The organism is Brevundimonas sp. ALps5 (genome assembly GCF_058681645.1).
Map to the genome: position 1 here is coordinate 3204243 of NZ_CM178744.1, position 12131 is coordinate 3216373.

The following is a 12131-nucleotide window of genomic DNA, read 5'->3' on the forward strand; positions in this document are numbered from 1 at the left end:
ACCGTTTCCGGGTCTCCGCTCTACGGCGGAACGGGCCAAGCCTATCCGGACGTTCTGAAATCAGTCAATCGTTCTCTTATCGGAATTCTGCCGAAAGTGTGACCGGATAGGCTTTTTGCGCCTGGGCGTGGAAACTGGCGTTCTGATATCAGACGAATGTTCTTGCTGACATTCTGAACATGTGAGACTGATTTGTTCAATGCACGGCAGGGAGGTCATCTCACCTGCGTCCAAAAAGGACGTTTGCCGGCATGGGAGGAAACGATGACTGACCACGCTTCCGGCGCGAAATCCGCGCGCCCAATGCACAGGCTTGGCCTCGCCGGCCTGTTGTTCGCCACCTGCCTGACGGCGCCAGCGCTCGCAATGGCTCAGGAGGCGCCACCGAAATCCAATGACCTCAATCAGACGTCCGCGGTCGATGACGTCGTCGTCACCGCTCGTCGCCGCGAGGAGCGGTTGCAGGAGGTGCCGATCGCCGTCACGGCCTTGAGCGAGGAAGTCCTTCAGGAAAAGGGCGTGCGGGACGCCAATGACCTGGGACAGGCTGCGCCCGGATTGAGCATTCAGAACACAACCGCGAACCGCAACAACATCACCTATTCGATCCGGGGGCAGGGGCAGGCCTTCGGCCAGAACTCTCCAGGGGTCGTCCCGTATTTCGCCGAGGTGCCGTCATTCGGCGACGCCATCTTCGACCTGCAGGGCATTCAGGTCCTGAAGGGACCGCAGGGCACGCTGTTCGGACGCAACACGACCGGGGGCGCGATCCTGTTCGCGCCCAAGGCGCCGAGCGAGGACTTCAACGGCTATCTGCTGGGCCGCGTCGGCAACTACGATCGTCGTGACGTCGAGTTCGGCGTGGGCGGCCCCATCCTGGGCGACCGGCTGATGTTCCGGGTCGCCGGTCAGGTGCTGCGACGCGACGGCTACACTGACAACGTCACCACTGGCGACCAGATGGACAACGAACATCGGGAGGCCTGGCGCGCCAGCCTCACGGCGCGTCCATTCGACGGCTTTGAGAACACGTTGCTGTATCAGGACGTCCATGTCGACGAAGCCGGATCGGGCCTGCTGCTGTCCGTCATTACGCCGACGTTCTCGAACGAGCCGATTTACGCCCAGTTGCAGGCCGCGCTTGCGGCCCAGAATGCGCGGGGGCCGCGGTCGATCGCCACGAATTACGAGCCCGACTTCATCAAGCTCGACAGTCAGGGCTGGATCAATACGACGACCTGGGTTCTCAACAACCATCTGACCCTGAAGAACATCTACAGCAGCCGCCGATACACCGCCGGCCAGTCGTACGACCTCGATGGCAGCCCGGTCACAGTCCTGCATGTCACGAACCCGACGGGTCCCAAGAGCAAGAGCACGACCGAGGAGTTCCAGGCCCAGTTCAACCTCTGGAATATTGACGGGGTCATCGGCTATTTCACCGAGGATACGAACACGCCGCTGATCTACGGTTTCGACACCCGCCAGTTCGTCCGTATCCCGGGCCTGCTGCCCAACGGCGGCGTCATCCAGGCGGTCAATATCGCGCAATCCACTTCCGGCAGCCATGCGGTCTACGGCCAGGCGGACTGGAAGGTCACTGACCAGCTCACCCTCACCGCAGGCGTCCGCAAAACCACCGACGAACGGTCGAGCGGACCGTCCGAGACCTTCGTGCTGTTTTCTCCGCTTCAGCCTTATCCGACCGGACTGGACGCGGGCGCCGGCGCACGGCTCTTCGCATCCTTCGACGCGACCACCTGGAATCTGGCGGTGAACTATCAGTTCGATCGCGACCTCAACGTCTATGCGACCGTCCGCAAGGGATTCAAAAGCGGCGGTTTCAATGGCACAGCAATCGATCCGGCCGATCAGTTTTTCCAGCCTGAAGAGGTCACGGACTACGAGGCCGGTGTGAAGGGTCTGTCCGAGCTCGGCGGCTGGCAGGTGCGCTATGCTGTTGACGTCTTCTATGACGACTACACCAACATCCAGCGCTTCGTGAATCTGGCCACGGTCCCCGCCTCGACGGTGACGCGCAATGCTGCGGCCGGTTCCATCGCCGGCGTCGATCTGGATGTGACCGTCGCGCCGACCGACTGGTTCAGCGCCTCGCTCCAATACACCTATCTCGATGCGAAATACGACAGCTACACCGACGCCTTGCTCGGCGATCTGTCGAACAGCAAGTTCCCCAATACGCCGGAACATCAGCTGAACTTCACGCCGCGGGTGCAGATTCCCTTGCCTGAGGGGATGGGGGACCTGTCGGCCCTCGCCAGCGTCTATTACCAGAGCGGAATCGCGACCGATCCGGCGAATGTGCCCAACGGCAACCCCCTCGTCGCCCTGTCGAGCATGGGCACCAATCTGGACGGCTATACCCGGATCGATCTTCGGGCGGACTGGCGTAACATCAACGGAACAGGGGTCAGCGCGGCCGCCTACGTCCGCAACGCCACCGATGAGGACTATGCCACGGGAACGAACAACCAGCTGACCAGTCAATTCGGCGTGGCTACCTACTTGTACGGCCAGCCCCGCTTCTTCGGGGTGGAGCTTCGCTTCGACTTCGGAACCTGAACCGCAGCGGTCTCTCCGACCAGACGCCGCCGATCGGCATTCGCTTTCCGGGCGCTTCCGGATCGGATATCGGTCGGCGGCGTTCGCGTTGGGGAGCCTGTATCCGGGACTCAAAGGCGTCGCGCTTTTTTCGGGACAGGACCGTGCTCCCGACTTCGGCTGGCGGGGACGAGTAGATCAGGAATGGCCACCGACCCCGCCGCAGCCCGGCTCGCCGATGAACTCGCCGGTTTGATTCTCCGCGCCGGTCTGAAGTCGGGCGATCTTGTCGCCTCCGAGCAGGACCTGCGAACCCGACACGACGTCGGACGCTCAGTTTTGCGGCAGGCTGCCCGGATCCTCGAAGCGCGAGGCGTCGCCTTCATGAAACGTGGCGCGGGCGGTGGCCTGATCGTCGCCCCGCCTGACCCGGAAGCAGCGGGACGCGCGCTCGCGATCCTGATCGAAAGCCGGATGCAGGGGCCGCATGCGACGGATCGGCTGCTCAAGGCTACGGACACCCATGTTTTCCTGACGGCGACACCGCGACTGGACCTTGCCGAGTGTGAGGGTGTCCGGCAGGTGGCGCTCCGGCTCAGCCGCCAGTCCAGGATCGGTCCGCCCCGGATGGGCGAAATCCGGCAGCTTCTGACCGCGATCCGCCGCCTCGTGAAGGATCCGCTCGCCAGCCTCGCCTACCAGGCCACCGCTGAGTATGGCCAGGATATCGTCCCCTACAGCGTGATGGCGGGTGGCCAGGGCTTTCAGAAGGCCTGGTGGGATGCGTTGCTGGAGATGATTGAGGCGCAGATGGCCGGCGATGTGGCGGCCCTGTTTGCGCTGCGTGACCGGCAGCTCGCACTCATGCGCGACAGTCAGGCGACATGGAGCGCGATGGAGCGCGACGAACGCCAGGTTCCGGCCATTGAGGATGAGAGTGCGGGCGGGGGCAACCCGGCAGAACGCCTCGCCCGCGAATTGCTGCGGGACGTTCGGCTTCTGGAGTGGACGCCCGGCGCCCGGATTGGCGGGGCGGGCGATCTCCTTGAGCGCTACGGCGTCACCGTGAGCACGCTGCGACAGGCTGTACGGATGCTGGAACAACATTCCGTGGTCCGGATGGAGCGCGGCCGATCCGGGGGGTTGGTCGTGGCCTTGCCGGATGCGGAAAGAGCTCTCGGGCGATCTCTGGACTTCCTGCGACAAACTGACGTTCGGGCCGATGATCTCGCATCTTTCCGACGTCAGATCGGGCTGAAGTCGTTGAGCGCGATCAGCGAGATGCCGGCCGCCGTGCGGTCGCAGATACTGCAGGATGTGGACCCAACGAGGTCGTTGACGAACCTGGGAGTGTTGTCCGGCGACAGCGCGCTGGAGGTTTTCAGTATCATCGTGTCCCGATTGGATCCCGCACCGGAGTGCGCCCCGGACCGTATGACGCCGCTGATCCTGGACGCCCTGCACAGAGGTGATGCCGCGCGGGCGCGCCGCATTTTCATGAGCCGGGAACAGGAGTGCGCCTGACCCGAGTTTCGCCCTTGAGGCCCGGCTCGGCGCGCGTGGCGGGATCGTACACGACGAAGACGTCGGGGCGGGATGCGAAGCGTACGGGCGGCAGAGGGCCATCGCGCCACCCGTCCGGCTCTCACCGCAAAGGCACGGGGCGGCGCTCCTTTCAACCGAACGTGAACACGCCAAAACGCGCTTCAGAGCGCGCAAGTTCACCGTTCTAAACACCGTTCTAAACGGCCAAGCTAGAACGGCATCGCCCGTTTTCCGGGGTGTAAATTACTGATTTTATTGGAGGACGATGGTGGGTGATGTAGGGTTCGAACCTACGACCCGCTGATTAAGAGTCAGCTGCTCTACCAACTGAGCTAATCACCCGTACCGATCGTCTCGGTTCCTCGCCATCGACAAGGTCGTCGGCGGGGAGGGGCGGACATACTGGCTGTGTTCGCCGGATGCAAGCCCGTATTTGCGACTTCGGTTTCTAAACCGCGGAACCGCGCGCTAAGGTCGCGGGAATCACGGCTGTTTAAATTTGGGGAGTGGGCTGGATGGCGTTCTGGAACCGGCGGAAGTCGATCGATGCGATGCATACGCCGCATGACGAGGCCGCCCACGGGCCGCGGCTGAAGGCGACGCTGAGCTGGCCGCATCTGCTGGCCCTGGGCGTAGGGGCCATCGTCGGCACCGGCATCCTGACCCTGATCGGTGTCGGCGCGGGTCTGGCGGGGCCGGCGGTGCTGGTGTCCTTCGGTCTGGCCGGTCTGGTCTGCGCCTGTGCGGCCCTGGCCTATGCCGAGCTCTCGACCATGATGCCGGCGGCGGGCAGCGCCTACACCTATTCCTACGCCGTCCTGGGCGAGTTGATCGCCTGGATCGTGGGCTGGAGCCTGATCCTCGAATATTCGCTGGTCGTCTCGGCCGTGGCCGTGGGCTGGTCGGGTTATGCGGTCGGCTTCCTGAACGGTCTGGATATCGGCGGCATCAGCCTGGCTTTGCCGCACGCCCTGACGGTCGGGCCGCACGCGGGCGGGATCGTCAACCTGCCGGCGGTGTTCATCATCGCCGTGGTCACGGGCCTGCTGCTGCTGGGCACGCGCGAGAGCGCCAACCTGAATGTGGTGCTGGTGGTGATCAAGATCGTCGCCTTGATCGTCTTCGTGGCCATCGCCCTGCCGGCCTTCAACCCGGAGCATTTCCACCCCTTCATGCCCAACGGCTTCGGCGCGCCCTTCGTGAAGACCGGGGTGATGGCGGCCGCGGCCATCATCTTCTTCGCCTTCTACGGCTTCGACGCCATCTCGACGGCGGCGGAAGAGACCAAGAAGCCCGAGCGCGACCTGGCCATCGGCATCGTCGGCTCCATGCTGATCTGCACGGCCCTGTACATGATCGTCGCCGCCGCCGCGATCGGCGCCCGTCCGGTCTCGGCCTTCGCCGCCAGCTCCGAGCCCCTGGCTCTGATCCTGCGCGAGCTGGGGCAGGGCGGGGCGGCCAAATGGATCGGCGCCTCGGCCGTGGTGGCCCTGCCGACCGTGCTGCTGGCCTTCCTGTTCGGACAGAGCCGTATCTTCCTCGGCATGGCTCGCGACGGCCTGCTGCCGGCCCGTCTGGCGAAGATCTCCACGCGCGGCGTGCCCGCAGTCGTGACGGTCTTCACCGCCATCGTCGTCGCCGTCCTCGCCGGTCTGCTGCCGCTGGACGAACTGGCCTCGCTGGCCAATGCCGGGACCCTGGCCGCCTTCTGCGCCGTCGGTGTCTGTCTGGTGGTGCTGCGGCTGCGGGATCCGGGCCGCAAGCGCCTGTTCAAGGCCCCGCTGTGGCCGGTGGTCGCCGCCATCACAGTGGTCGGCTGCGTGGTCTTCTTCCTCAGCCTGAAGCCGATCACCCAGTATGGCTTCCTGATCTGGAACGCGATCGGCCTGTTGATCTACTTCGTCTGGTCGTCGCGGAACGCGCGTCTGGCGAAGAACCCGGCCGAGGCGGCCTGATGTCGCGACGGGACCTCTCCGGCGCGGTCGACTTCTCGGTGCTGGACCGGATGACGGGCGGCGACGATGCGATCTCCGAAGAGGTCCTGGGCCTGTTCGCCGAACAGGCGGCCATGTGGTCGGCCATGCTGGAGCCCAAGACCGACGGCTGGCGCGACGCCGTCCACACCATCCGGGGCGCGGCGGCGGGCATCGGCGCCGGTCAGCTGGCGGAAGTCTGCGCGGCGGCTGAGGCGGCCGAGCAATCTCTGGCCGCCCCGGCGCTGGACCGGGTGAAGAGTTCGCTCGACATCGCCCTGGCCGACGTCGCGGCCTGGCGGCATGAGCTGATGCTGAGAAGCCTCAGGGCTTAGCTGCGCGTGCGGTCGTAGACCGAGAACTCATAGGCGATGCAGCGGTCGATCAGCAGGCGCCAGACCGGCTCAGCGATGGTCGGCGACAGATGCTGCTGCTCGGCCGAGGCCAGGACCTTGGCGACCACATCCTCGATGCGGGCGTCGTCGTGGACGGCGTCGCGGTTCGGCTTGATGCGGGCGGCGGCGTCCATATAGCGCTGACGCTCGGCCAGCAGGGCGACCAGGGCGCGGTCCAGGGCGTCGACGCCCTGACGGACCTCGGCCATGGATTTGCATTCGGCGGGATCGACCCGGGATTCGACGGCGACGAGGGCAGGGTGGTGCATGCGGCTGGGGTTAGCCGTTCCCGGCGCTTCCGCCAAGGTGGGCATATCGCCCAACCGTGCTCCTAGCCGACGAAGGCGCGTTCCAGCACATAGTCGCCCGGCTCGGCGTTGGAGCCTTCCTTCAGACCATAGGTCTCCAGCAGCTCGGCCGTTTCCTTAATCATGTGCATGGAACCGCAGAGCATGATCCGGTCGGTATTGGCCGAGAAGCCGATGGGCAGGCCGAGGTCGGCGAAGATGTCGCCCGACTTGATCCGGTCGGTGATCCGGCCCGGGGTCTCGAACCGCTCGCGCGTCACGGTCGGATAGTAGGTCAGCTGGGCCTTCGCCTCGTCGCCGATCAGCGGGTCTTCGTGGATGCCGTGCGAGAAGAAGTCGCGATAGGCCAGGTCGGCGACGTTGCGGACCGTGTGGCAGACCACGACCTGGCCGAAACGCGAATAGGTGTCCGGATCGCGGGCCACCGACAGCCAGGGCGCCAGGCCCGTGCCGGTCCCGATCAGCCACAGCCGCTCGCCGCCGGTCAGGGCGTCCAGAACGAGCGTCCCGGTCGGCTTCTTGCCCATCAGGACGCTGTCGCCCGCGACGATCTTCTGCAGCCGCGAGGTCAGGGGGCCGTCCTCGACCTTGATGGAGAAGAACTCGATCTCCTCGGCCCAGGACGGGCTGGCGATCGAATAGGCGCGCATGACGGGCTTGCCGCCGTCTTCACCGGGCAGGCCGATCATCACGAACTCGCCCGAGCGGAAGCGGAAGTCCTCGGGCCGTTCGACGGCGAAGGAGAACAGCTGGTCGGTCCAGTGCCTGACCCAAAGCACCTTGAGGGAGTGCCAGGGGCTGGGCTTGACGGCGGGGGCGGGAGAGAGGGCGGCGTCGGTCATCGTTCGTGCTGTTTAGGCGTTCGTTCGCCGGTGCGAAAGGATCGCAGGCGTCGCCGCGGGTTTCCGGGGCCGAAAAAATCTCGGTGACGGCGATAGAATCCATGGCTAGCGTCCCGCGCCATGCGCACCCTTCTCCTTGCTTCGACGCTGCTTATGGCCGTCGCCGGTTCCGCCTTCGCTCAATCGAGCGCCCCGCCCGCCGCCGATCCGGCCATTCTGACGCCCGAGCGCGTCTTCTCCGATCCCGGCCTCAGCGGCCCGGTGGCCAAGGGGGTCAGCCTGTCGCCCGACGGCGCCCTGGTCGCCTTCCTGCGGTCGCGCCCCGACGACGTCTCGGTGCAGGACCTGTGGGCCGCCCCCACCGGCGCCGGCGAGCCCTTCAAGCTGATCGACGCCCGCGCGCTGGTTCCCGACGCCGGTGAACTGTCCGAGGCCGAGAAGGCCCGGCGCGAGCGGATGCGGATCTCCGAACGCGGCGTGGTCGAGTACAGCTGGGACAGCCAGGGCCGCTACATCCTCGCCCCGCTGGAGGGCGACATCTTCCTGGCCAACCGCGCCGACGACTCGGTCAAGCGTCTGACCAATACTCCCGCCGACGAGATCGACGCCAAGGTCAGCCCCAAGGGGACCTACGTCTCCTATGTCCGCGATCAGGATCTGGTCATTCAGGACCTGGCCACCAACACCGAGACCCCGGTCACGACCGACGGCGACGGCCTGATCACCTGGGCCACCGCCGAATTCATCGCCCAGGAGGAGATGGACCGCGACACCGGCTACTGGTGGAGCCCGGACGAGCACTACATCGCCTTGCAGCGCACCGACGAGAGCGGCGTGGACGTCGTTCCGCGCCTGGACATCAACGCCTCGGGCTCGACCGTGGTGCAGCAGCGCTATCCGCGCGCCGGCCGCCCCAATGCGGTGGTCGAGCTCTATGTCCACGACGTGACCAGCGGCAAGCGGATCAAGGTCGATCTCGGGACCAACACCGACATCTACCTGGGCCGCGTCGACTGGTCGGCGGACGGCAAGACCCTCTATGTCCAGCGCCAGTCGCGGGATCAGAAGACCCTGGACCTGCTGGCCGTCGATCCGGCCACCGGCGCCTCGCATGTCATTGTCACCCAGACCAGCACGACCTGGGTCGACCTGACCGACGACTTCCATGCGCTGAAGGACGGCGGCTTCATCTGGTCCGACGAGTCGACCGGCTGGCGACACCTCTACCTCTACGACAAGGACGGCAAGAAGGTCCGCCCGATCACGCGCGGCCTCTATCCGGTCAAGGGTCTGAACGGGGTCAATGAGACGACCGGCGAGGTCTTCTTCACCGCCTCCATGCACGACGGGACCGAACTGCCGATCGAGCAGCAGATGTTCCGCGCCTCCTTCCGTCGCACCACGACCCCCCTTCAGGTCACGACCTCTGGCGGCTGGTGGGGCGTGTCGATGAACAAGACGGCGACCGCCTATGTCGGCAACTATTCCGATCCGGGCACCCCGCCGCGCTCGGGCCTCTACAAGGCCGACGGGACCTTCGTGCGCTGGATCGAGGAGAACAGGCTCGACGAGCATCACCCCTTCTGGCCTTACCGTTCGCGTCTGCGCACGCCGGAGTTCGGCACGCTGGAGAGCCACGGCCAGACCCTGGTGTGGCGCATCACCACGCCGCCGGGCTTCGATCCGGCGAAGAAATACCCCGTCGTGATGCAGGTCTATGGCGGCCCCTCGACCGGGGCGGGCGTCAAGCGCGACTGGCAGGCGACGACCAATCAACTGTTGACCGAAGCCGGCTACATCGTCTTCCGCCTCGACAACCGGGGCGAGGGCGACCGTTCCGCCGCCTTCCGTTCGGCCCAGTATCTGCACATGGGCACAGTTGAGACGGAAGATCAGGTATTGGCCGCCAACTATCTGAGATCGCTGCCCTACGTCGACGCCTCGCGTATGGCCGTCATGGGCTGGAGCTATGGCGGCTTCATGAGCCTGAACATGCTCACCGAGCCGAAGATGGGTCTGGCCGCCGCCGCCGCGGGCGGTCCGCCGACCAACTGGGCGCTCTACGACACCCACTATACCGAACGCTTCATGTCGACGCCCCAGGCGAATGCGGACGGCTATGCCGGCACCGACGTCCTGAACCGCCTCGACAACCTGACCGGACGGCTGCTGCTGATGCACGGCATGGCCGACGACAACGTCGTGTTCGAGAACACCACCCGTCTGATGGACGCGCTTCAGGCCAAGAGCATTCCGTTCGAGCTGATGGTCTATCCGGGTCAGCGTCACGGCGTGCGCGGCAATCCACGCCAGCTCCAGCAATGGCGCACCTACCTCGACTTCTTCGACCGCACCATCGGCTCGCGGTCGCATACGGAGTAGGGCGATCACAGACCCCCATCCCGACGCCGGGGTGGGGGTCTTGTCTTTCCGGCCGAACCCCGGTCACTGTCACGCTTCTCTTCGCGTCTGACCCGGGACCTTCGCCGATGAACCTCTCCGCCGGCCTCGGCCTTCTCGTCCTGCTCGCCGCGCCGGCCGCCATGGCGCAGACCGCCCCGGCGACCGCCCCCGCTCAGCCGGCGACGACGCGGGTCGATGATGTCCAGTACCCCTATCCCCCCTTCAGTACGGCGCATGCGCGGGAGGTCGATCTCGGCGCCCACAGCGTCATCCGCTGGGCCGACCACCCCGTCTCTACGGACCCCATGAACGGGGCGCTGGCTTCCATGCCGGTCCTGCTCAAGGACAATATCGAAACCCGCGACATGCCGACCACGGCGGGGTCTCTGGCCTTGGCGAACAATGCGCCCGGCCGTGACGCGCCGCTCGTCGCGCGCCTGCGAGCAGCGGGCGCCGTCATCGTCGGCAAGGCCAACCTGTCCGAGTGGGCCAATATCCGCTCGTCCAACTCCGTCAGCGGCTGGAGCGCCGTCGGCGGCCTGACTCCCAACCCCTATGACCGCACCCGTACCGCCTGTGGCTCGTCCTCAGGCAGCGCCGTGGCCGTCGCCGTGGGTCTGGCGCCCGTGGCCATCGGGACGGAGACCAACGGATCCATCACCTGTCCGGCCTCCGTCAACGGCGTCGTCGGATTCAAGCCGACCGTGGGTCTGGTCAGCCGGACGCACATCGTACCGATCAGCCATTCCCAGGATACCGCCGGCCCCATCGCCACGACGGTCGAGGACGCCGCCCGTGTCCTGACCGTCATCGCCGGCACGGACCCCGAGGACGCGGCGACCGCCGAGGCCGACGCCCACAAGACCGACTATCGCGTCGCGCTGGACGCCAATTCGCTGAGCGGCGTCCGCATCGGCGTCCTGCGCTATGCGAAGAACTATTCGGCGCCGACGCTGGAGGTGTTCGAGAAGAATCTGCAGGTGCTGCGTGACGCGGGCGCCGTCCTTGTCGATATCGACACCGCGCCCGATCTGCGCACCATCGGCGGCGAGAGCTTCAAGGTGCTGATGTATGAGCTCAAGGCCGATCTGAACGCCTATCTGGCCTCGACCGATTCAGCCCAGGTGCCGAGCCGCACCCTGGCCGACCTGATCGCCTTCAATACCGCCACCCCGGCCGAGACCGTCCTGTTCGGCCAGGAACTGTTCGAGCAGGCCCAGGCGAAGGGCGACCTGACCACTCAGGAATATATCGACGCCCGCGCGACCTCCTTCCGTCTCGCCGGACCCGAAGGCATCGATAAAATGATGGCCGACAATTCGGTCGTGGCCCTGATCGCTCCAACCACCTCGCGCGCCTGGACCAACGCCCGCGACGACGACGACAATGCGCAGGGGTCCACCTCGACCATCGCCGCAGTCGCCGGCTATCCCCACCTGACCGTGCCCATGGGCTTCGATCGCGGCATGCCGGTCGGCCTCAGCTTCATCGGCGGCAAGTGGGACGACGCGAAGATCCTGTCGCTGGGCTACGCCTTCGAACAGAAGACCCATGCGCGCCGCGCGCCGGGCCAGCAGCAGGAACCCTGATCAAGCGGAGCCGTTGAGCGGCCATGGAAAAGATCTTCGTCCGTTTCGCCACCCTGACGGCCAAGGTCGCCGGCAAGCCGTGGACCTTCATCGCCTGCGTCGGCATCGTCGTGATCTGGGCGGTGTCGGGGCCGATCTTCAAGTTCAACGAGACCTGGCAGCTGGTCATCAACACCGGCACGACCATCATCACCTTCCTGATGGTCTTCCTGATCCAGAACACCCAGAACCGCGACGGGGCGGCGATGCAGGCCAAGCTGGATGAGCTGGTCTTCGCCGTGCGTCAGGCCGACGCTCGCTTCATCGGCATCGAACACCTGACCGAGGCGGAGCTCGACGCCATTCTGGCAGAGGTCGAGGCGCGGGGCATCGCCGTTCATCAGGGCAAGCCGGCCAGGGCCATCAAGGGCAAGCGCGGCCTGCGCGCCGACGAGATCGAGCAGGAACAACCGAAAGCCGCCGCGCCGAAGACGGCCCCCGCCAAAGCCAACCGCAAGGCTTAGGCTCGCCCGAT

The 12131-nt window shown here is 65.9% G+C and carries 9 protein-coding genes and 1 tRNA gene; 7 read left to right on the forward strand and 3 right to left on the reverse strand.

Translation table 11 applies throughout. The annotated features are described in order from the left end of the window. The first annotated feature begins 192 nt into the window (after positions 1–192). Both ACW172_RS15170 and ACW172_RS15175 read left to right on the forward strand, forming a co-directional pair. Positions 193–2583, forward strand: coding sequence for a TonB-dependent receptor (locus ACW172_RS15170; RefSeq protein ID WP_492032271.1), 2391 nt, complete (start codon positions 193–195; stop codon positions 2581–2583). 183 nt (positions 2584–2766) lie between these two features. Next, a complete protein-coding gene (locus ACW172_RS15175; protein ID WP_492032272.1) occupies positions 2767–4086 on the forward strand; it encodes a GntR family transcriptional regulator in 1320 nt (439 codons plus the stop codon). Between the two features lie 287 nt (positions 4087–4373). Here ACW172_RS15175 and ACW172_RS15180 read toward each other — a convergent pair. Further along, a tRNA-Lys gene (locus ACW172_RS15180) sits at positions 4374–4449 on the reverse strand. Between the two features lie 173 nt (positions 4450–4622). Here ACW172_RS15180 and ACW172_RS15185 point away from each other — a divergent pair. Further along, positions 4623–6062: an amino acid permease gene (locus ACW172_RS15185; protein ID WP_492032273.1), complete on the forward strand. Its 1440-nt coding sequence runs from the start codon at positions 4623–4625 to the stop codon at positions 6060–6062. After that, positions 6062–6415, forward strand: a complete 354-nt coding sequence (locus ACW172_RS15190; RefSeq protein WP_492032274.1) for an Hpt domain-containing protein — start codon at positions 6062–6064, stop codon at positions 6413–6415. The genes ACW172_RS15185 and ACW172_RS15190 overlap by 1 nt, the downstream gene beginning before the upstream one ends. On the opposite strand, the gene ACW172_RS15195 is transcribed toward ACW172_RS15190, so the two are convergent. Together ACW172_RS15195 and ACW172_RS15200 are read right to left on the reverse strand one after the other, a co-directional pair. After that, positions 6412–6744 carry a chorismate mutase gene (locus tag ACW172_RS15195; RefSeq protein ID WP_492034991.1) on the reverse strand — a complete coding sequence of 111 codons (333 nt, stop codon included), beginning with the start codon at positions 6742–6744 and terminating at the stop codon, positions 6412–6414. The genes ACW172_RS15190 and ACW172_RS15195 overlap by 4 nt on opposite strands. A gap of 62 nt (positions 6745–6806) precedes the next feature. Beyond that, complete coding sequence (locus tag ACW172_RS15200) at positions 6807–7625, reverse strand: ferredoxin--NADP reductase (RefSeq protein ID WP_492032275.1); 819 nt, start codon at positions 7623–7625, stop codon at positions 6807–6809. Positions 7626–7745: 120 nt separating this feature from the next. On the opposite strand from ACW172_RS15200, the gene ACW172_RS15205 reads away from it, so the two are divergent. The 3 genes from ACW172_RS15205 (at position 7746) to ACW172_RS15215 (ending at position 12120) form a co-directional block, all read left to right on the forward strand. Continuing rightward, positions 7746–10007: a S9 family peptidase gene (locus ACW172_RS15205; protein WP_492032276.1), complete on the forward strand. Its 2262-nt coding sequence runs from the start codon at positions 7746–7748 to the stop codon at positions 10005–10007. A gap of 107 nt (positions 10008–10114) precedes the next feature. After that, on the forward strand, positions 10115–11617 hold the full coding sequence (locus tag ACW172_RS15210) for an amidase (RefSeq protein ID WP_492032277.1): 1503 nt from the start codon (positions 10115–10117) through the stop codon (positions 11615–11617). 23 nt (positions 11618–11640) lie between these two features. Next, on the forward strand, positions 11641–12120 hold the full coding sequence (locus ACW172_RS15215; RefSeq protein WP_492032278.1) for a low affinity iron permease family protein: 480 nt from the start codon (positions 11641–11643) through the stop codon (positions 12118–12120). Positions 12121–12131 lie beyond the last annotated feature (11 nt).

Bases quoted from the DNA above. Each gene is read 5' to 3' on its own strand.
- ACW172_RS15190 (WP_492032274.1), top strand. From the start codon at position 6,062: ATGTCGCGACGGGACCTCTCCGGCGCGGTCGACTTCTCGGTGCTGGAC.
- ACW172_RS15205 (WP_492032276.1), top strand. From the start codon at position 7,746: ATGCGCACCCTTCTCCTTGCTTCGACGCTGCTTATGGCCGTCGCCGGT.
- ACW172_RS15200 (WP_492032275.1), bottom strand. From the start codon at position 7,625: ATGACCGACGCCGCCCTCTCTCCCGCCCCCGCCGTCAAGCCCAGCCCC.
- ACW172_RS15215 (WP_492032278.1), top strand. From the start codon at position 11,641: ATGGAAAAGATCTTCGTCCGTTTCGCCACCCTGACGGCCAAGGTCGCC.
- ACW172_RS15195 (WP_492034991.1), bottom strand. From the start codon at position 6,744: ATGCACCACCCTGCCCTCGTCGCCGTCGAATCCCGGGTCGATCCCGCC.
- ACW172_RS15185 (WP_492032273.1), top strand. From the start codon at position 4,623: ATGGCGTTCTGGAACCGGCGGAAGTCGATCGATGCGATGCATACGCCG.
- ACW172_RS15175 (WP_492032272.1), top strand. From the start codon at position 2,767: ATGGCCACCGACCCCGCCGCAGCCCGGCTCGCCGATGAACTCGCCGGT.
- ACW172_RS15210 (WP_492032277.1), top strand. From the start codon at position 10,115: ATGAACCTCTCCGCCGGCCTCGGCCTTCTCGTCCTGCTCGCCGCGCCG.